This is a genomic window from Galbibacter orientalis DSM 19592, from assembly GCF_000260115.1.
Lineage (GTDB): Bacteria > Bacteroidota > Bacteroidia > Flavobacteriales > Flavobacteriaceae > Galbibacter > Galbibacter orientalis.
In genome coordinates, this window is the sequence record NZ_JH651379.1 from 1574086 (window position 1) to 1593876 (window position 19791).

Annotated in this window: 18 protein-coding genes; 3 read left to right on the forward strand and 15 right to left on the reverse strand. The window is 32.6% G+C overall.

Going from position 1 to position 19791, the window contains the following annotated elements; genetic code table 11:
• Positions 1–3: 3 nt before the first annotated feature.
• A complete protein-coding gene (locus JOOMADRAFT_RS07035; protein ID WP_008612230.1) occupies positions 4–1098 on the reverse strand; it encodes a Nif3-like dinuclear metal center hexameric protein in 1095 nt (364 codons plus the stop codon).
• Between the two features lie 43 nt (positions 1099–1141).
• Here JOOMADRAFT_RS07035 and lpxK point away from each other — a divergent pair, with 43 nt between their 5' ends.
• A complete protein-coding gene (gene lpxK / locus JOOMADRAFT_RS07040; RefSeq protein WP_008612231.1) occupies positions 1142–2146 on the forward strand; it encodes a tetraacyldisaccharide 4'-kinase in 1005 nt (334 codons plus the stop codon).
• On the opposite strand, the gene JOOMADRAFT_RS07045 is transcribed toward lpxK, so the two are convergent.
• The 10 genes from JOOMADRAFT_RS07045 to JOOMADRAFT_RS07090 all read right to left on the reverse strand — a co-directional run bounded on the left by JOOMADRAFT_RS07045 (position 2143) and on the right by JOOMADRAFT_RS07090 (position 12716).
• On the reverse strand, positions 2143–4302 hold the full coding sequence (locus tag JOOMADRAFT_RS07045; protein ID WP_008612233.1) for a tetratricopeptide repeat-containing hybrid sensor histidine kinase/response regulator: 2160 nt from the start codon (positions 4300–4302) through the stop codon (positions 2143–2145). The genes lpxK and JOOMADRAFT_RS07045 overlap by 4 nt on opposite strands.
• 70 nt (positions 4303–4372) lie before the next feature.
• On the reverse strand, positions 4373–5368 hold the full coding sequence (gene gap / locus JOOMADRAFT_RS07050) for a type I glyceraldehyde-3-phosphate dehydrogenase (RefSeq protein WP_008612236.1): 996 nt from the start codon (positions 5366–5368) through the stop codon (positions 4373–4375).
• A 90-nt stretch (positions 5369–5458) separates the two neighbouring features.
• Positions 5459–6337 (reverse strand): lipoyl synthase, encoded by an 879-nt coding sequence (gene lipA, locus JOOMADRAFT_RS07055; RefSeq protein WP_008612238.1) that lies wholly within the window; start codon positions 6335–6337, stop codon positions 5459–5461.
• Between the two features lie 90 nt (positions 6338–6427).
• On the reverse strand, positions 6428–7642 hold the full coding sequence (locus JOOMADRAFT_RS07060) for an Nramp family divalent metal transporter (RefSeq protein ID WP_008612239.1): 1215 nt from the start codon (positions 7640–7642) through the stop codon (positions 6428–6430).
• 44 nt (positions 7643–7686) lie between these two features.
• Complete coding sequence (locus JOOMADRAFT_RS07065) at positions 7687–8256, reverse strand: RNA polymerase sigma factor (protein ID WP_008612240.1); 570 nt, start codon at positions 8254–8256, stop codon at positions 7687–7689.
• A gap of 260 nt (positions 8257–8516) precedes the next feature.
• Positions 8517–8720 (reverse strand): hypothetical protein, encoded by a 204-nt coding sequence (locus JOOMADRAFT_RS07070; protein WP_040879965.1) that lies wholly within the window; start codon positions 8718–8720, stop codon positions 8517–8519.
• Between the two features lie 301 nt (positions 8721–9021).
• Positions 9022–9813 carry an anti-sigma factor gene (locus JOOMADRAFT_RS07075; RefSeq protein WP_008612242.1) on the reverse strand — a complete coding sequence of 264 codons (792 nt, stop codon included), beginning with the start codon at positions 9811–9813 and terminating at the stop codon, positions 9022–9024.
• A gap of 5 nt (positions 9814–9818) precedes the next feature.
• Positions 9819–10385 (reverse strand): RNA polymerase sigma factor, encoded by a 567-nt coding sequence (locus JOOMADRAFT_RS07080; protein WP_008612243.1) that lies wholly within the window; start codon positions 10383–10385, stop codon positions 9819–9821.
• Positions 10386–10510: 125 nt separating this feature from the next.
• The gene (gene murB, locus JOOMADRAFT_RS07085; protein WP_008612244.1) at positions 10511–11533 is read right to left on the reverse strand and encodes a UDP-N-acetylmuramate dehydrogenase; all 1023 of its coding nucleotides are present in this window, start codon (positions 11531–11533) and stop codon (positions 10511–10513) included.
• The gene (locus tag JOOMADRAFT_RS07090; RefSeq protein ID WP_008612245.1) at positions 11526–12716 is read right to left on the reverse strand and encodes a pyridoxal phosphate-dependent aminotransferase; all 1191 of its coding nucleotides are present in this window, start codon (positions 12714–12716) and stop codon (positions 11526–11528) included. Before JOOMADRAFT_RS07090 ends, murB begins: the two co-directional genes overlap by 8 nt.
• Positions 12717–12869: 153 nt before the next feature.
• Here JOOMADRAFT_RS07090 and JOOMADRAFT_RS07095 point away from each other — a divergent pair, with 153 nt between their 5' ends.
• Positions 12870–14207, forward strand: a complete 1338-nt coding sequence (locus tag JOOMADRAFT_RS07095; RefSeq protein WP_008612247.1) for an aspartyl protease family protein — start codon at positions 12870–12872, stop codon at positions 14205–14207.
• 69 nt (positions 14208–14276) lie between these two features.
• Here the strand turns inward: JOOMADRAFT_RS07095 and JOOMADRAFT_RS07100 are convergent, their stop codons facing one another.
• Positions 14277–14666, reverse strand: a complete 390-nt coding sequence (locus JOOMADRAFT_RS07100; protein ID WP_040879607.1) for a DUF1573 domain-containing protein — start codon at positions 14664–14666, stop codon at positions 14277–14279.
• Positions 14667–14794: 128 nt separating this feature from the next.
• Here JOOMADRAFT_RS07100 and JOOMADRAFT_RS07105 point away from each other — a divergent pair, with 128 nt between their 5' ends.
• Entirely contained in the window at positions 14795–17452 is a 2658-nt protein-coding gene (locus JOOMADRAFT_RS07105; protein ID WP_040879968.1) for a valine--tRNA ligase, read from the forward strand.
• A gap of 621 nt (positions 17453–18073) precedes the next feature.
• Here the strand turns inward: JOOMADRAFT_RS07105 and JOOMADRAFT_RS07110 are convergent.
• Genes JOOMADRAFT_RS07110 through JOOMADRAFT_RS07120 form a run of 3 tightly spaced genes read right to left on the reverse strand, consistent with a single transcriptional unit; the run spans position 18074 to position 19790 of the window.
• Positions 18074–18334, reverse strand: a complete 261-nt coding sequence (locus JOOMADRAFT_RS07110; protein WP_008612252.1) for an acyl-CoA-binding protein — start codon at positions 18332–18334, stop codon at positions 18074–18076.
• Between the two features lie 3 nt (positions 18335–18337).
• Positions 18338–18985: a phosphatidylserine decarboxylase family protein gene (locus JOOMADRAFT_RS07115; protein ID WP_008612253.1), complete on the reverse strand. Its 648-nt coding sequence runs from the start codon at positions 18983–18985 to the stop codon at positions 18338–18340.
• Positions 18975–19790, reverse strand: coding sequence for a phosphatidate cytidylyltransferase (locus JOOMADRAFT_RS07120; protein ID WP_008612254.1), 816 nt, complete (start codon positions 19788–19790; stop codon positions 18975–18977). Before JOOMADRAFT_RS07120 ends, JOOMADRAFT_RS07115 begins: the two co-directional genes overlap by 11 nt.
• Position 19791: the final 1 nt, after the last annotated feature.

Here is a 19791-nt window from a genome sequence, read left to right on the forward strand (position 1 = left end):
TTTTTATAAATACTTGACGGGATTTGTATTACAAACTGATAAAACGACTGCAAAATTAGTGAATTTTTTTGTAAGATACTCAACTAAAAGATTTTTTGTGAACTGTTCGGTTTCATAATGACCAATATCGGCTATAATTATCTTGTTTTCAGCCTTGTAAAAGTCGTGATATTTTACATCGCCTGTAATGTAAATATCAGCTCCAGCCATGACGGCATTGGGAATTGCAAATGCTCCACTACCACCCAAAACAGCTACTTTTTTTATTTTCTTATCAATTAGTTTCGAATGCCTTACACACCCCGTTTGCATACGTTCTTTTACGAATTTAAGAAATTCTATTGGATTTTGTGCAGTTTCCAACTCTCCAATCATCCCAATACCAATGTGTTGGTTTGTATTTTCAAGGGTTGTAACTTCATAAGCTACCTCTTCATAAGGATGATTTGCAAATAGTGTATTTAAAATTTTACTTTCTAAATGCTTTGGAAATGTAATTCCAATTTGAGTTTCTTCTTCAAAATGTGTAATTCCCTTTTCTCCAATTACTGGATTTGAAGCTTCATTTCCTTTAAAACTCCCTTTGCCTTGAATATTAAAACTACAATGGTCGTAATTTCCAATAGAACCTCCGCCTACATTAAAAAGAGCTTCTCGTAATTTGTCTGCACTATTTGTTGGAACAAATGTAATTAGTTTCTTAATAGTGCTTTTCTGCGGAATTAAAACTTTTTTATTTTTCAGTCCTAGTACATCACAAATCTTTGCGTTTACACCAACAAAACTATTGTCTAATGCAGTATGTGGGGAATAAATGGAAATATTATTTTTAATAGCTTTTAATACCACGCGCTCTACATAATTCTTTCCCGTTATTTTTTTTAATCCGCTAAAAATAATTGGATGAAAACTAACAATAAGATTACAATTTTTCTCAATAGCCTCATCAACAACTTCTTCAAGTGTGTCTAAACACACTAAAACACCTGTTGTTTTTTCGGTTTTATCGCCTATAAGCAAACCTACATTGTCAAAATCTTCAGCATAAGGAAGTGGCGCAATTTCTTCTATGGCATTAATTACATCTTGAATAAGCATACAGTCATTTTTTTTCAAAGATAAAATATTCTAATTTCGCTTTATGCGAAGATGGAGAAAATTGCTCTTACCGGTTTCATGGATATATGGAGCTATCATTTTTTTAAGGAACTACTTATTTGATATTCAGTTTTTCAAATCGGTAAGTTACGATTTTCCTGTTATTTGTATCGGGAATGTTAGTGTTGGGGGGACTGGAAAAACTCCAATGACAGAATATATTGCTACACTTCTTCGTAAAAAATATAAAACAGCCATTTTAAGTAGGGGTTATAAACGTGCTTCTAAAGGTTTTGTTTTAGCAAATGAAAATATTTCTGTTGAAAAAATTGGAGACGAACCTTTTCAATATTTTAAGAAATTGAAAGGGGTTGCTGTTGCTGTAGATGAAGATAGACGCCATGGAATTTCTGAATTAAAGGAAGTTTTACATCCTGATGTTATACTTTTAGATGATGCTTTTCAACACCGAAAAGTGAAGGCTGGATTAAATATTCTTTTAACCATGCATAACGATTTGTATACTAACGATTTTTTGCTCCCAGCTGGGAATCTCCGAGATTTGAAATCGCAGGCTAAAAGAGCGGACGTTATTCTAGTAACTAAATGTCCGTTAGATTTTTCTTCGGAAAATCAACAACAAATAATTCAGCAATTAAAGGTACAACCTAACCAGAAAGTATTTTTTACGGGGATTAATTATAAAAATGAAGTATTTTCTAATACAAGTTCACTTTTAGTTGATACGCTTAAAGAGAAGGAAATTACAGTAGTTACAGGAATTGCACATCCAGAACCTTTTTTGAAGTATTTGTCTGAAAAAGGATTAAGTTTTAAACATTATAAATATCCAGATCATCACAATTTCTCAGCTTCTGAAATTGAAGGTTTAAAAGAAAAGGACTTCGTCTTAACTACAGAAAAAGATTTTGTAAGATTGGAAAAACAGCTGGATAATGTTTATTATATGCCAATTGAAACTACATTTTTAAATAATAAAGAAATGTTTGATGCTCTTGTTTTGGACTTTGTAGCTATAAATTCTTAAACTTGATTAGTGGTTTTTAAAATTGAAGTGCCAATAATTTTATAGAATAAATCTGGTTTAAAAGGTTTTGTAATAATATCATTACAGCCATAACTAAAGAAATCGTCTGTACTTTCATCAATAGTTAATGCCGTTAACGCAATAATAGGGATATTTTTATCGAATTTTCTAATTTCTTCGGTAGCTTTTAATCCGCTAATTCCTGGCATATGGATGTCCATTAAAATAAGATCATATGTGTTTTCTTTAGCTAATTTAATAGCATCATATCCATTGTCTGCAACATCACAGTTAATACCTTTCTTGGCTAGCATTTTTTTAGTAATAACTTGATTGATTTTATTGTCTTCAACTATCAAAAAATATAAATCTTTTAAAATAGCTTCTTCAAGATCTTCAGATCCTACCTCTATAATTTCGGAAGGATCTGGGGTGGTAAATTCAAGACTAAAATAAAATGAACTTCCCATTCCAATTTCACTTTTCACATTTATGTCGCTATTGAATAAGCTTAATAAACTTCTTACAATGGTTAATCCTAATCCTGTACCTCCATATTTTCTATTAATCTGAATAGAACCTTGAGAAAAACTTTCAAAAATATTTTGCTGCATCTCTTCAGAAATGCCTATTCCTTCATCATTTACTTCAAAATGAATTTTATATCTTCCCTTGTCAGAATTTAGAAGTTTAGCATTTACAATAACTTTTCCGTTTTCAGTAAATTTTAAAGCATTTCCAACTAAATTGATTAAGATTTGAGAAAGTTTAAGCGGATCTCCAATAAGTTTTTTAGGAATGTTCTCGTCAATATTTAGGATAATTACATTCTTGTTCTCTTTGGCGGTTTGCCTTAGGGAATAAATAACATCTTCGAGGGTTTTATTAAAATCGAAAATTATTTTTTCGGCAACTAGCTTATTAGCGTCTATTTTATTAATTTGTAAGATGTCATTAATAAAATCCAAGAGGTATTCTCCAGAAAACTTCAACGATTTTAGATGTTCTTTTTGACTTGCTTTTGGGTCTTCTTCTAATAGTAAATGTGTCAATCCAGTTACGGCATAGAGAGGGGTGCGCAATTCGTGACTAACAGTAGATAAGAATTGACCTTTAGCTCGCATGGCCTTTTCGGCATCTTCTTTTGCTATTTGTAACTCTTTATTTTTTTTCAGTAATAAATCGTTTGTTTTAAATTTTATTTGATTGTTTCTGTATAATGAAATTGTTAAAAGAGAAATAATAATTAACAATGCAGAACTTAAAACAGAGGTGAGTTTGGAGATGTTTACTTTTTGTTGTTGTTCAATTTCATCTTGACTCATTCTTGCAATTACATTGTTTAGAAATTGCGCTTCGTTAGTATGAGCAGCTTCATTTTGCTTTCTTAAAATATCTGCCCCGAAATATTTTTCTTTTATGCTGTCTGCTTTTTTGTAATATAAAAGAGCCGCATAATAATCTTCTTTTTTATTAGCAATCTGATACTTTAATAAATTAGTACCCAGTAGAATTCTTGGAAATTTTTGGCGAGCAGCAATTCTTAGAACATTATCTAGTAAAATCCCCGCACTTTCGTAGTTACTGTCCTTCGCATAAATATTTGCTAAAACTAATTGTGAAGCAGCAGAGAGGTAATGTTTTTCGTATTTATGATCTGGAGGAATCATTTTTTGAAAAATGGACTTTGCCTTGTTGTATTCTCCTAATTCATTGTGGGTAAGCCCTTCGTAAAAAAGCACACTATTTAATAAACTTTTATCGTTATAGTCAACAGCTTCTAAAGCTTCGTTTATGAGTGTATATGCTTTAGTCTTATCTTGATCCTTCGCAGCTAAATAGGCTTCTAAAATTGCAGTAAGCGCTCTACCGTCATTATATTTATATAAACTGAGAACTTCTCTAGCTTCTTTTAAATAAATTCCTGGATTTATAGGTTTCTTGTATTGAATGTTTAATCTAGCAGAAAGATTGTAGAAATCTACAATAGATTCAATATTATCAGAGCTAGCAGCTAGCTGAAGTCCTTTTTCTATATCTGATAGAGCCTTTTCATAATCGCCATTATTTTTATACTCATATACTCTTTTTGTGATAGATTCAAGACTATCTTTAAAGGCAATATTAGTCTGTGCACCTATAGAAATAGATGACATTAAAAAAAAGATTATGAGGGCTACAAAGCGCATAATTACAATTAGTGCTATGCAGTAAATATAATTATTTCTATTTAATAAGCTGAATTAAATCGACAATCCGACTGCTATATCCGTATTCGTTATCATACCACCCAATGATTTTTACCATTTTTCCGATAACCGATGTCATTTGCGAATCGAAAGTGCAAGAGTATGGACTGTTTATAATATCTACAGACACAATAGGGTCTTCTGTGTAGTCTAAAATATTTTTTAAACTGCTATTGGAAGCATCTTTAAAAGCATTATTTACTGCTTCAATGGAAGTTTCTTTTTTAACATTAAAGGTAATATCTGTTAAAGAACCGTCTGGTACGGGAACTCTTATTCCACAACCTCCTATAGTATCACTAAGTTCTGGAAAAATACTTGTTAAGGCTTTAGCCGCGCCTGTTGTTGTAGGAACAATAGATTGACCTGCAGCACGCGCACGCCGTAAATCACGATGGGGTTGATCGTGCAGGCTTTGATCGGATGTGTAGGAATGTACGGTAGTAATATATGCTTGCTCAATGCCACAAAGTTCTTTTATAACTTTAATCATTGGCGCTGCATTATTGGTGGTGCAAGAGGCGTTGGAGATAATATCTTCTGTGCCATCCAAAATGTTTTCATTCACTCCTAGCACTACCATTTTTATAGAATCGTCACTTGGAGGAACGGCTAAAATTACCTTTTTAGCTCCTCCAATAATATGATGCTGTAATTGTTCTCTAGATTTAAATTTTCCAGTAGCTTCAATAACAAAATCAACATTAAAAGGTTTCCAATTAATTGCAGTTAAAGTATTGCAATTTAATAGGGGAAAAGATTTTCCGTCTACAATTATGTGGTCTCTATTGTGTTGAATGTCTTTTTTTAAAACACCATGAATACTATCATATTTAAGTAAATGACTTAATGTATGCGTGTCTGCTAAATCATTTATAGCTACAACTTCTATTTCAGAATTTTCTAAAAGTAATCTGAAAACAGTGCGGCCAATTCTTCCGAAACCGTTTATGGCGATTCTAATTTTTTTCAAGATAATTTATTCAATCCCACTAAGGTGGGTTTATCCCTACTATTGATGAGGGTGTGATTAAAAAAGCCGCCTTTTAAAGCGGCGTCATTTTTATAATATGTGTTTATGTGCTTTGTAAGAAGATCTTACCAAAGCTCCACTTTCTACATGTCTAAATCCTAGGTCTAATCCTATTTCTTCATATTTTTTAAATTGATCTGGAGTAACAAACTGTTTTACAGGTAAGTGTTTTTTTGAAGGCTGTAAATATTGTCCAATAGTTACTACATCTACATCAGCTTTTCTAAGATCGTGTAGGGTTTCAATAACTTCTTCTTCTTTTTCGCCTAAACCAAGCATAATACCCGATTTGGTTCTATTAATTCCTTGATCTTTTAAATATTTTAAAACAGCCAAGCTACGGTCGTATTTTGCTTGAATTCTAACCTCACGTGTTAGTCTTCTTACAGTTTCCATGTTGTGAGAAACCACTTCAGGAGAAACTTCAACAATACGATCTATATTTCTTTCTACTCCTTGGAAATCTGGAATTAGTGTCTCTAATGTGGTAGTAGGATTCATTCTACGGATAGATTTTACAGTTTCTGCCCATATAATAGATCCCATATCTTTTAAGTCGTCTCTATCTACAGAAGTAATTACAGCATGTTTAATGCTCATAATTTTTATAGAACGTGCTACTTTTTCTGGTTCTTCCCAATCTACAGTTTCTGGTCGTCCAGTTTTTACACCACAAAACCCACAAGAACGTGTACAAACATTCCCTAAGATCATAAAAGTAGCAGTACCTTCTCCCCAGCATTCCCCCATATTTGGGCAACTACCAGAAGTACAAATAGTATGAAGGTTGTACTTGTCTACTAAACCTCTTAATTCTGTATATTTTTTTCCGGTCGGCAGTTTTACTCGTAACCATTTAGGTTTCCCTTTTCTAGGTGGAGCAATGCTACTTGCAGTATCTACACTCATATCGAAATTTTAGACTACAAAGATACAAAGTTAAGTTTGAAAATTAAGTTAATCTGTCATCAACTAATAGGATAAGATTTTCTACTTTTTTTAAAGTGATAAAAGATACCAAATCGAAAATCCTATTAAAAAAATAATCCCAGCCCAACTTAAAACATGCATCGACTTACTGGGTCTCCATTTTTTAGGCATATGTTTAGAAGTAACTAATTTATAGTTTATAATGGCGTAAAAAGGAGCGGTAACAAACGATAAAATAGTAGCAATATCAATAAGCATTTTCATTTCTGATAAAAGAAAAAGTAAAATGCAAATTGTTCCAAGAGCCAAAATTATTATCCAACTTGCAAAGTGGTACTTTCCATCAATATTAAATAGTAGCGTAGTGCTTTTTGCCATAGCTCTTGGAGAAGCATCCAACGTGGTTAAGGTTGTGCTAAACATTGCGGTAAATGCAGCAATGGCAATAATATAATAAGTATATGTTCCTAGGGTTTCTGTGTACATGTTTATAAACTGAAATGCAAATTGTGTTGCACCACTATTAAAGCTTTCATTGGCGCTATGCATTACTAAAGCACCAAGACTTAAAAAGAAAATTCCTAAAATAATGGTGCTGAGGTACCCAATATTAAAATCGGTTATAGAGCGTTTAGTTTTGTATGTTTTTTCCATTTTCTTTTTTTCTAGCGCCCATAAGGAATGCCAAACAGAAACATCTAGAGGAGCGGGCATCCAGCCCATAAATGCAATAATGAAGGCAAGGCCTGCAGTTTCTGTAGGAATAACTTGAGAAAAACTAAGGTGTGCTGTAGACTTTGATGAGGCTATAAAAATGGCAATTACAGTACAAATGGTTAGGGTTGTAATAATAATTTTCATCAAATTATCTAATAACTTATATTTTCCAAGCATTAAAATAACCATACATATAAGAGTAATAATAATACTCCATATAATTGGGTTGGTAGTAATTCCGAATAAATTAGACGCCAATCCAGCGGTAACAATGGTTACTGCCGTTTGAATGGTAAACATAGTAGTGAAATTCAGGATAAAATAAAGAAGCAAAACTCCCTTTCCTAATTTTCTGTAGCCATCTAAAAGACTCTCTCCAGTGGCCATGGCATACCGAGGCCCGTATTGAAAAAATGGATATTTAAATAAATGAACTAATAGTAATGCCCAAAGTAGACCATAGCCATAATCGGCTCCTGCTCTGGTAGATTGGACTAAATGGGACACCCCAATTGCTGCACCAGCAAATAAAAGTCCGGGGCCTAATTTTTTAATAAAGCGTATCACTTTTAAGTTAGTCTAGTTAATTAGGCAGTGAAAGTATAAAAAAATTATTTCTTTTTCTGATGAATAATTTCAGCAAGTAATTTTTTTGCTCTGAGGAGTTTAACCTTTACATTATTAAGAGGCTCGTCTAATTCTTGAGCAATTTCGGTGTATGATAATTCTTGGAAGTATCTTAAATTGATAACCTGTTGATAATGTGGTTTTAATTTTTTTATATGCTGAAGTAAAGTAGCGAGGTTTTGTTCGGTAATTAAATTGTCTTCCGCAGTAGGAGTGTCATCTGCTAGATTGTAGATGCTACTTTCTTCTTGTAGAATTGTTTTATGATTCAGTTCTGATTTCTTCTTGCGAATAAGATCAATATGAATGTTTTTGGAAATGGTAATTAACCATGTTTTAAATTCAAAATCGCTATTGTAAGTGTCTATTTTATCAAACGCTTTTGAGAAGGTGCGAATTGTAATATCTTCCGCTTCATTTTCATTTCTAGTTCGTAATAATTGAAAGCTATACACATCAACCCAAAAATTATCAAGAAGAAAGCTGAACGACTTTTGGTCTCCTTCTTTTGCGCGAAGAATAGATTCTTGAATGTGTTGTGCGGTTACTGGCAATATAATTTTTGTTTTTTTATTTACTCGATAATCGAGATTTGAATCCCTTATTGAGGGTTTTATTCCCCAAAGCCTGTCCAGTGTTTACCGAAGGGCTCTATGTAGGTAGGGATTAAATTATTTTCTTTTGAATACCTCATGGGCTTCCCTCGAGATAGTTTCCTAAAGATAATAAATAGAAAATAGTATAAAGAATTTAAATGTAGATTCTTACACTTTTAGTAGTTTCTATTTATTAAGAAAGAAAATATCAAAAAAAATTAATTATGCTGAGGTTCTGCTTTGCAGTCTTGCTCATCTGGCATCTTACCACAAAAACTACAAGCTTCTCCTTCTTTGTTTAAAAAAGGCGACTGGCTAGCGCATGTTCCAGCAAATTTACCGTCTTTTTTACCCCATATTTTTATAGCAATTCCAGCGAATGCTAAACCTAATAATACTATGCTAATTAATAAAAGTTTCATTTTTGACGCTTTCTTTTTATTGTTTAGACGTAAAAGACTCGAAAAAATTTCATAATGACCTTTTAAATCCTTCATAGAGGGTTTAAGTTCCCAAAGCCCGCTCTGATTTTCTCCGAAGGGCTCTGCACCAAATGAGTCAATTTATTTCTTTTGAATACCTCGTGGACTTGCCTCGAGGCTGTTAATTTGGTGCAAAGTTACAAAACATCAAAATAAATAGTTACAAAGCTTTCATAAAAAATAAAGCCTCAGCAGTTACGCTGAGGCTTTAAATAAATTTAGTTAGCTTGATTTGTAATCTTTATTTTTCTTCTTCTTCAATTTTTATATTGGCAACTTCACTATCAATAGAAGCAAAGTCATTATTACCTTTAGACTCAATAGTTATTTTGTAATTAGTAGCATTGTCTTGAAAAGGGAGTGCCATTAATTTTCGGTCTGCTTTTTCCAAAACTCCTAAGCTTACCATTTCTCCATTTACTTCAGCCCACATTTTAAACTCTTTGTCTTCTGGAAGGTCGGGCATGGAAACAACGTTTATAGCAGAAATTCTTTCTTTAGAATTGATGTATGCTACAGATCTTAAATTTTTTGCTCTTTCATTTCCGTGGATAACATATTTACGAGTTTCAGGATCATTTAAAACGGCGTATTTACTTTTTATGTTTTCTAATTTAGAATTTGTTGTAACAATGTCTTTCTTTAAATTCTCAATTTGGCTAGCTACTGTATTTTTTTCATTGGAAAGCAATTTGTTTTGCTTCCAAAGGGTAATTGTTGTAGCTCCAAAAAGGAAGGTAGTAATACATGCAGCAATAAAATACCATGGAATGGATTTTTTAGTTGAATTATCACTCTCTATGTCACTTTTAATTTCATCTAAAACAGCCTCTTTTATGTTTAAAGGAGCTTGTTTTGCATGTGCTTTAGCGTATAATTCTAAATTATCTTGTAATGTATTGTATTCCTTTTCTACTTCTGGGTAAGTATCTAAATAGTGTTCTACACGAACTTCTTCTTCATAACTTGTTTCGCCAACTAAATAGCGTTCCAACAAGTCGCTTTCTAAAAATATTTTTACTTCGTTTTTCATGGCTTTCACTTAATTATCAAATAAAACAAAATTGACAACATAGCAGGGTCATATATACGTCTTAGTTCTCTAAGACCAATTTTAAGTCTAGACTTTATAGTCCCTAAAGGAATGTCTAATGCTTCACTGGCTTCTTGTTGAGTCATGCCTTGGAAAAATAAGGCTTCCATAACTATTTGATATTTGTCGTCAAGTGAGCCTAAATGCTTCTTTATATCAATGTGCTCAGGGTTTACACTATCAACTCCTAAATTATATACGTCTGAAACTTCGATTTGGATCTCTTGATCGCGTTTTAAATTCAAACTTCTTATTTTATCAATGGCTGTATTTCGAGTAATGCGAAACATCCACGTAAAAAGCTTAGACTTTTTTGCATCGTAAGTGTCTATTTTCTTCCAAATCTTCATTAAACTTATTTGCAAAACGTCCTTGGCAAGATCTTCGTCTTTAGTTATTTTTAAAGCAACACCAAAGAGCGTGTCTCCATAATATTCATATAAAAGGGACATTCCTTTTTCCTCTTTTTTTTCAAGGAGGGTTATAATATTTTTTTCAAGAAGTTGACTCATGCGATTTTATGCTTATAACATATAAATAGAAATTGCCATTGAAGTTTTATAAATTTCGATGGGGTGACCAAATTTATTAATTTAAACGATAAAAAGTACGTGTACGTATATTTTTCTATTTACGTTTAATAAATATTTACTTCTGGTTCTATATTGATATTGAATTTTTCTTTAACCGATTGTTGGATGCTAAGCGCTAGTTCCCATAGTTCTTTTCCGCTTGCATTTCCGTAATTAACTATCACCAAGGCTTGGTTTTTATGGACTCCAGCATCTCCAAATCTTTTTCCTTTAAATCCACATTGTTCTATTAACCAACCTGCTGGAATTTTAATTTCGTTAGCTGAAACTACATAATGGGGCATCATTGGATTGGTTGCCAATAAATTTTCAAATTGTGACTTATTAATTATTGGATTTTTAAAGAAACTACCACTATTTCCTAATTCTTTTGGGTCTGGAAGTTTACTTTTTCTAATACTTATAACCGCATTAGAGATGTCTGTAATTGTTGGATGTGTTACTTTCTTATTTTTTAATTCTGCCTCAATAGCACCATAAGAAATATTGAGTTTATGGTCTGTATTGGTAAGCTTAAAAGTAACCGAAGTTATAATATATTCCCCCTTATTTCTCTTGAAGTAAGAATCTCGATATCCAAAATTGCATTCCTCTTTAAAAAATGGTTTAACTTCCAAGGTTTTAGTATTTAAAGCCTCACAAGAATAAAATACATCTTTTAATTCTACTCCATAAGCCCCAATATTTTGAATAGGAGCTGTACCTACATTACCAGGAATTAATGATAAATTCTCTACGCCACCCAAATTTTGACTGAGTGCCCAGAGTACAAATTCATGCCAGTTTTCTCCAGCTTTAACCTTAACAAGGGTAGTATTACCACTTTCAGAAATAATTTCTTTCCCTTTAAGATTAATGTTTACCACTAAATCATCAACATCTTTTGTAAGAAGCATATTACTGCCTCCTCCAAGAATAAACTTAGTTGGGTATTCTTTTAATAAGAACACCTCTTTAAGTTCTTTCAAAGAGGAAACAGCAATAAAATTTTTTGCCTTTACATCAATTCCAAAAGTATTGTATGGTTTTAATGAGATGTTATGAAGAATGGCATCTTGTTTATGCATTGTATTTTTTTAGAGCTTCTTTTAAAATAGTAACTGCTTTTACAAGGTTTTCTTTCTTTAAAACATAAGCAATTCTAACTTGGTCGTACCCAATTCCAGGAGTTGAATAAAAACCTGCAGCAGGAGCAACCATAACAGTTTCGCCATTTAGTTCAAATTCCTCTAAAAGCCATTGTGCAAATTCATCAGTGTTTTTTACTGGTAATTTGGCTATACAGTAAAATGCACCTTGAGGTTTTGCTACTGTTACACCTTCTATTTTATGTAATTCAGAAATTAATAAATCTCTTCTTTCAACATATTCTTCAATAACTTCGTCAAAATAACTTTGAGGAGTTTCTAGCGCTGCTTCACTAGCTATTAAAGCAAAAGAAGGCGGAGATAATCTAGCCTGAGCAAATTTTAATGCAGTATTTATTACTTCTTTATTTCTTGTAATTAAACATCCTATTCTAGCGCCACACATGCTGTAGCGTTTAGATACAGAATCAATAACAATAGCATTATTTTCTAATCCTTCTTCTTGTAGGATTGAGTAATGCTCTGCACCATCATATGCAAACTCACGGTATACTTCATCGGCAATTAAAAATAAATCGTGTTTTCTTACAATAGAAGCTAATTTTTTAATTTCTTCTTTAGAGTACATATATCCTGTTGGATTTCCAGGATTACAAATTAAAATAGCCTTTGTTTTAGGAGTAATTAATTTTTCAAAATCCTCAATTGGAGGAAGCGCAAAATTATTGTCAATTTTAGAAACTACCGGAACTACTTTTACTCCAGATGCAGTTGCAAAACCATTATAGTTTGCATAAAAAGGTTCAGGAATAATAATTTCATCATCGGTATCTGTAATAGAGCCCATGCTAAACATTAGTGCTTCTGAACCTCCAGTAGTAATAATAATTTCTTTCGGGTCAACATTTATATCACGTCCAGCGTAATATTTAGCTAATTTAGTTCTATACTCCTCAGAACCTTCACTTCTGCTATATTCTAGTATCTCTAGCGTATTATTTTTAACAGCATCAAGAGCTACTTGAGGTGTTTTAATATCGGGCTGACCAATATTTAAATGAAATACATTGATTCCTCTCTTCTTAGCATCTTCAGCATAAGGAACTAACTTTCTTATAGGGGATTCAGGCATTTTTCGGCCTTTGTCAGAAATTATAGGCATAACTCAAATTTTATATCGTGCAAATTTGCAAAATATATTTTATAAATCGTTACATATACAACGTTCTTCTTGATATTACAAAATGTTAAATTATGATTAAAACTGAAGTTTTTTTAGTAATTTTAAAGGAACGAGCAAGTAAAGCTTGTCGTTATGGCTACTTTAAAGAAACATATTGTATGTGGATTACTGTTTGCTGTTTGCTTTTTTTCTTATGCACAAGGAGGATTTAGTTTAAGAGAAGATGAGAAATTTGAAAAAGTCAAATTTGATTTTGTAAATAACCTAATTGTGTTACCAGTAAAAGTAAATGGTGTGGAATTGTCATTTATTTTAGACACAGGAGTTAATAAACCTATCCTTTTTAATATCACAGATAGTGATTCCGTAGAAATTAAAAATACCAAAGAAATTATTCTTCGAGGTCTGGGAGGCGGACAGCCTATAAAAGCATTGCATTCTAAAGGAAATGTTTTTAAACTTGGAGACGTCTATAATTATAATCAAGATTTTTATTTAATTACCGATAGCGGACTAAACTTTTCTCCTCAAATGGGGTATAAAGTACATGGAATTATTGGGTACGATTTACTGAAAAACTTTGTGGTTGAAGTAGATTATAGTGCAAAGAAAATGAAGTTTTATAATCCTGATTCCTATAATTATAAAAGGTGTAATAAGTGCGAAACTTTACCTTTAACACTTGAAGGGAGTAAAGCCTATGTGTATGCCAATGTTAAGCAATATACTGCTATAGACGAGAAAAAAGTAAAACTGTTAATAGATAGCGGAAGTTCTGATGCGCTATGGCTTTTTGAGAATACTGAGGGTGAGATTTCTGGACCTCTTAAGTTTTTTGATGATTTTTTAGGATATGGATTAAGTGGTAAGGTACATGGGAAACGTGCTAGAGTACAGCGGTTTACATTAGGAGAATTTGAATTAAAAGAAGCTAAAGTGGCATACCCTGATGCTGTTTCTATACAATATATAACTTCTATGCGCGATAGAAATGGCTCCATAGGTTCAGAGATATTAAGGAGATTTGATCTGGTTTTTGATTATACAAATGAGCAAATTACTTTTAAACGAAATGGAAATTTTAAAGATCCTTTTAAATATAATATGAGCGGAATTGAACTTCAGCATAACGGACTAAGAATGGTTAAAGCATTAGTAAGAAATGAAGAAGGATATGCTAAAAATGAAAGTAACAATCAAGGGGTTAAAATATACCTTCAAAAACAATATAATTTTGAATTACATCCTGCGCTTGAAATAGCCGAAATTAGAGATGGTAGTCCAGCAGCCATAGTAGGTTTGAGAGAAGGGGATGTTATTTTACAGGTTAATAAAAAGAATGTGCACAATTATTCTTTGCAACAAGTGAGCGAAATGATGAATGAAAGGGTTGGTAAAACTGTTTATGTAACGGTTGAGAGGAGTGGTTCTACCTTAAAATTTAATTTTAAACTTCAAAAAGTATTATAAATTCAACTTAATTAAAATAAAAAAAGCGATTCCCAAACGGGAATCGCTTTCTATTTTCATTTAAAAAATTTATTTTCCTGTACTATTTGCAACTACAGTTCCTTTAATTTTTAAAGCCACTGTAGGGGTTTCAGCATTGGATTGAACAGTAATAGTTTTTCTAATTGGTCCAACACGGTTAGTATCATATTTAACCTCAATAACTCCAGTGTCTCCAGGAGCTATAGGGTCTTTTGGTTTTTTTGGAATAGTACAGCCACAACTTGAACGTACATTAGAAATAACTAAAGGAACAGCCCCCGTGTTTGTAAATTCAAATACACGAACTCCATCACTTCCTTTTGTAATCTCACCATAGTCAATCACATCGTTCTTAAATTCTATTTTTGCAGTTTTGTCTTGAGCGGTGGCAGTAAAACCAATTACTCCAACAAATAAAAGCATTAGTAATTTTTTCATTGTTTTCAGATTTAAGTGAATATCAAATTTACTTACTTTTAACCACCCCGCAAAATTTATCGATTATCTTTTATAATCTTGCGGATATAGCTACTTTTGCAGTCTTAATCCAAAAAGTGTTCCAAAATATGAATATTCCATCAAAGTATGATGCCAAATCGGTTGAGAGTAAGTGGTATGACTACTGGACGAAAAATGAATTTTTTCGCTCAGAGCCAGATGAAAGAGAGCCATATACCATTGTAATTCCGCCACCAAACGTCACAGGAGTATTGCATATGGGACATATGTTGAATAACACTATTCAGGATGTGTTGATTAGAAAAGCACGTTTAAAAGGCTTAAACGCTTGCTGGGTGCCAGGTACAGACCATGCATCAATTGCTACGGAAGCTAAAGTAGTAGCAAAATTGAAGGAGCAAGGAATTAATAAATCCGATCTAACTCGAGAAGAATTTCTAAAACATGCTTGGGATTGGACAGATGAGTATGGAGGTGTAATTTTAGATCAGCTTAAGAAACTTGGATGTTCATGCGATTGGGATCGTACAAAATTTACAATGGATGACGATATGTCGGCTTCTGTAATTAAAGTTTTTGTCGATTTATTTGAAAAAGGAATGATTTACCGTGGATATCGTATGGTAAATTGGGATCCAGAGGCTAAAACTACACTTTCTGATGAAGAGGTTATTTATGAAGAACGCCAAGGACTCCTTTATTATTTAAAATATACTATTGTAGATGGAGATGGTTCTCTTCCTTCGGAGGGGGTGGGGGAGGTTGTAACAATTGCAACTACGCGTCCAGAAACTATTTTGGGAGATACTGCTATTTGTATTAACCCTAAGGATGAGCGCTATTCACATTTAAAAGGTAAAAAGGCAATTGTGCCTTTAACCAACCGTGTAATTCCTATTATTGAAGATGAATATGTTGATATTGAATTCGGAACAGGATGTTTAAAAGTAACTCCTGCTCATGATGAAAATGATAAGAATTTAGGTGAAAAACACAAATTGGAAGTAATCGATATTTTTAATGACGATGCTACTTTAAATAGTAATGGACTTCATTACGAAGGAAAAGATCGATTTGTGGTTCGAAAAGAAATTTCAAAAGAATTAGAAGAAAAAGGATTTTTAGTAAAAACTGAAAATCATATGAATAAAGTAGGGACTTCGGAACGTACAAAAGCGGTAATTGAACCTCGTTTGTCCGATCAGTGGTTTTTAAAAATGGAAGATTTGGTAAAACCTGCTTTGGATGCAGTTTTAACTGATAAAGAAATTCAACTTTTTCCTTCAAAATTTGAAAATACCTACCGTCATTGGTTAGAAAATATCCGAGACTGGAATATTTCTCGTCAGCTTTGGTGGGGGCATCAAATACCAGCATATTATTTTGGTGATGGGGAAAACGATTTTGTAGTTGCAGAAAGTATTGAAGAGGCACTAACAAAAGCTAAAGAAAAATCGGGGAACACAAATTTAACGGTAGCCAATTTGAAGCAAGACGAAGACTCGTTAGATACTTGGTTTTCTTCATGGTTATGGCCAATTAGTGTTTTTAACGGAATTATGGAGCCTGAAAATAAAGAAATTGAATATTATTACCCAACCAACGATTTGGTAACTGGACCAGATATTCTATTCTTTTGGGTTGCAAGAATGATTTTTGCTGGTTACGAATTCCGCGATCAAAAACCATTTACCAATGTATATTTAACTGGATTGGTAAGAGATAAACAGCGTCGAAAAATGTCGAAGTCTTTAGGGAATTCGCCAGATGCTTTAAAATTAATTGAAGAGTTTGGTGCAGATGGAGTTCGAGTTGGATTGTTGTTGAGCTCTGCTGCTGGAAACGACTTATTGTTTGATGAAAGCTTATGCCAGCAAGGAAAAAACTTTGCCAATAAAATATGGAATGCCTTCCGTTTGGTTAAAGGTTGGGAAGTTGCCGATATTGAGCAGCCAGCATATGCTTCAACTGCAATTAATTGGTACAAAAATAAATTTCAGCATACATTAATAAATATTGAAGAACAGTTTTCTAAATATAGAATATCTGATGCTTTAATGGCAACATATAAGCTTGTTTGGGACGATTTCTGCTCTTGGTTACTAGAAATGGTGAAACCAGCATATCAACAGCCTATAGATGCAAAAACTTATAAAGAGATAATTGCTTTATTTGAAGAAAATTTAAAACTCTTACATCCATTTATGCCATTCTTATCTGAAGAAATATGGCAACTTATGGCAGAGCGTTCTCCTAAGGAAGCATTGATTGTAGCAAAATGGCCTGAAGTTTCTAAAGCAGATGAAAAGATAATTGCTGATTTTGAATTTGCTGCTGAAGTGATTTCGGGAATAAGAACCATTAGAAAAGAAAAAAATATTGCTTTTAAGAATGAGATTTCTTTATCTGTAATGAATAATGATGGGGTTTTAAAAACATTCGATTCTATTATTAAGAAGTTAGGAAATATAGAGGAACTTTCTTACGTAACAGAAAAAGTGGACGGAGCTTTATCTTTTAGAGTAAAATCTAATGAGTATTTTATTCCAGTAAGCGGTGCTATTGATGTGGAAGAAGAGATAAAGAAAATAGAGGAGGAGCTAAAATATACAGAAGGTTTCTTAAAATCTGTTCAGAAAAAATTATCTAACGAACGTTTTGTAGGAAGTGCTCCAGAAAAAGTAGTAGCGATAGAAAAGCAAAAAGAAGCAGATGCGCTTGCTAAAATTGAAACGCTAAAAGAAAGTTTAAAGAGTTTGAAGTAGAAAAGTATTTCAATCCCTCATTGAGGGTTTTATTATCCGAAGCCTGCCTTGAGTTTACCGAAGGGTTCTACGTCGAAATGGGTTAAATTATTTTCCTTTGAATACCTCGTAGGCTTGCCTCGAGGTAGTTGATTTTATAATAGTAAAAAGCCTCAGAATTATTTTATTGTTGTCCGATAAAAAAAGTTAAGATGAGTTCATTAAGAAAAAACGAATAAAAAGAGGAGTTTAGTAATGTTACTTCCAGGGCAAACTCATACTTTTTCTTTGTTTCGTTTCTTTTGGGCGAGCAAAAGAAATGAAAAGCATAAAGTTGTTGATGGTTGGATTGATATTAGAGCTAGCAAATAATCAATATAGTTCTAAACTAAAGCCTTTTATTTCTACTTATTTTTATGTGAAAGCAATTTTTAAGTTCATTGAAAATAAAAAAAAAGTGTCAAAATTTGAAATTTAAGATTGATTCAAATGGATGTTTACTGAATTTCACTTTGTTTTGCAAAGTGTGAGTTTGCCCTGTTTAACTTATTCGCTCATTAACTTTTTACTTTATAAACTTTTATCTTTGTACTGTTTTATTACAGCGAAGCGGTCTTGTATTTTAACTCAGACATTAATGTTTCAATACTTAAAATATTCTTTTACTAAAGCAACATAATGTTCTTTGGCTTGGTCTTCGGTGAGTCCTCGGGCTTGAAAAAGTGCGTTTGCTTTGAAAGCATTTATTATAGATCTCCTACTACTTGGGGGTTCGCTATTTTGAGTAGCTTTTTTGTAATAGGCATATAGGCGCAACAAAAAATCGGCTGGAAATAAATTTTCATAGCTGTTTACTCGTTCTACAGCCTCTTCAAATTCTTTATGTAGTTCTTCAGAAGTCATTTGTTAATTTGCAATTATATCAACACCACCTTTAACTTTTTGGTTTAAAGCTACTTTAATGTCAGTGCCCAAGGGTAAAAATAAATCTACTCTAGAACCAAATTTTATAAATCCTGCATCGGTTCCTTGAACCACTTCGTCTCCTTCTTTTGCATAATTTACAATACGTTTAGCAAGCGCTCCAGCAATTTGTCTGTAAAGAACTTCTCCATACGAAGCATTCTTAACAACTACAGTAGTTCTTTCATTTTCTTCGGATGCTTTGGGGTGCCATGCAACCAAAAACTTTCCAGGATGGTATTTGCTATATTTTACAATTCCACTTAATGCGTAGCGAGTTACATGAACATTAATAGGGGACATAAATATGGAAACTTGAATTCGTTTGTCCTTAAAATATTCTTTTTCAAATACCTCTTCAATCACCACCACTTTTCCATCTACAGGTGCGATGATATTTTCATCTGTAATTTGTGTTGTGCGTTTAGGATTCCTAAAAAATTGAAGGATCAAAACTAAAATGAAAAGAAAAACAACTTGAATAAGAGTTTTTAGCCAATAAATGTCAATATAAAATTGAGCTATAATAATGGCTGCTGCAACAAGAATAAAGGTAATCGCAATGATTTTATGACCCTCTTTATGAAACATAATGAAAAATTTGAAGTGTTAAATATGCAAATGGAGCAGCAAATATTAAGCTGTCAAGTCTGTCTAATAATCCGCCATGTCCAGGTAAAATAGCGCCGCTATCTTTTACGCCAGCCAAACGTTTAAATTTGGATTCTACTAAGTCTCCAATAGATCCAGTTACCACCACAACAATGGCTAAGATTAACCATTGTTGTAAATTAAGTTCCTCGCTGTAGCAATATAAAACATATGCTGCAACTAAGGCAAATAGTAATCCGCCAACAAAACCTTCGATAGTTTTTTTAGGGGAAACACTTGGGAAAAGCTTATTTCTTCCGATACTCTTGCCTACTAAATAAGCAAAAGAATCGTTTACCCATATCAATATAAAAATACCAATTATTAAAGACTTAGCAAAATGCTGAGCTTGGTATGGAATCATGGTTAAAAAGATACATCCTCCACCTATATAACAAAGAGTGATAATAAATTTTTGGGTATTTGAATAATCTAATTTTCGTTTAGAGTAAAGTCGTCCAATTAAAACAATATTAACTGCAATGCAAATAACGAGAAGTATGATTCTAAGTATTTCTTGTTGATCTATTTCGCCTAAGAGATATATAAAAACCCACCAAAAAGCTAAAAAAGCTAGAAAGATATAATAACCACTTAGTCTAATAATTTTTTTGAATTCATAAATACAAGTAATTCCAAAAATTAGAAAGAGGAAATCAAAAGCATCATTACTAAGAAATACTGCTGCTAATAGTAAAAAAACATAGAGAATACCTGTTAAGGCACGTTTAAGAAGTTCTTTCACA

What these genes read in the sequence shown, in the direction of transcription:
- JOOMADRAFT_RS07115 (WP_008612253.1), bottom strand. Translation starts at nt 18,985, where the DNA reads ATGTTTCATAAAGAGGGTCATAAAATCATTGCGATTACCTTTATTCTT.
- lipA (WP_008612238.1), bottom strand. Translation starts at nt 6,337, where the DNA reads ATGAGTGTAGATACTGCAAGTAGCATTGCTCCACCTAGAAAAGGGAAA.
- JOOMADRAFT_RS07100 (WP_040879607.1), bottom strand. Translation starts at nt 14,666, where the DNA reads ATGAAAAAATTACTAATGCTTTTATTTGTTGGAGTAATTGGTTTTACT.
- JOOMADRAFT_RS07110 (WP_008612252.1), bottom strand. Translation starts at nt 18,334, where the DNA reads ATGACTTCTGAAGAACTACATAAAGAATTTGAAGAGGCTGTAGAACGA.
- JOOMADRAFT_RS07070 (WP_040879965.1), bottom strand. Translation starts at nt 8,720, where the DNA reads ATGAAACTTTTATTAATTAGCATAGTATTATTAGGTTTAGCATTCGCT.
- JOOMADRAFT_RS07090 (WP_008612245.1), bottom strand. Translation starts at nt 12,716, where the DNA reads ATGCCTATAATTTCTGACAAAGGCCGAAAAATGCCTGAATCCCCTATA.
- JOOMADRAFT_RS07095 (WP_008612247.1), top strand. Translation starts at nt 12,870, where the DNA reads ATGGCTACTTTAAAGAAACATATTGTATGTGGATTACTGTTTGCTGTT.
- JOOMADRAFT_RS07045 (WP_008612233.1), bottom strand. Translation starts at nt 4,302, where the DNA reads ATGTCATCTATTTCTATAGGTGCACAGACTAATATTGCCTTTAAAGAT.
- murB (WP_008612244.1), bottom strand. Translation starts at nt 11,533, where the DNA reads ATGCATAAACAAGATGCCATTCTTCATAACATCTCATTAAAACCATAC.
- JOOMADRAFT_RS07035 (WP_008612230.1), bottom strand. Translation starts at nt 1,098, where the DNA reads ATGCTTATTCAAGATGTAATTAATGCCATAGAAGAAATTGCGCCACTT.
- JOOMADRAFT_RS07075 (WP_008612242.1), bottom strand. Translation starts at nt 9,813, where the DNA reads ATGAAAAACGAAGTAAAAATATTTTTAGAAAGCGACTTGTTGGAACGC.
- JOOMADRAFT_RS07080 (WP_008612243.1), bottom strand. Translation starts at nt 10,385, where the DNA reads ATGAGTCAACTTCTTGAAAAAAATATTATAACCCTCCTTGAAAAAAAA.
- JOOMADRAFT_RS07105 (WP_040879968.1), top strand. Translation starts at nt 14,795, where the DNA reads ATGAATATTCCATCAAAGTATGATGCCAAATCGGTTGAGAGTAAGTGG.
- lpxK (WP_008612231.1), top strand. Translation starts at nt 1,142, where the DNA reads ATGCGAAGATGGAGAAAATTGCTCTTACCGGTTTCATGGATATATGGA.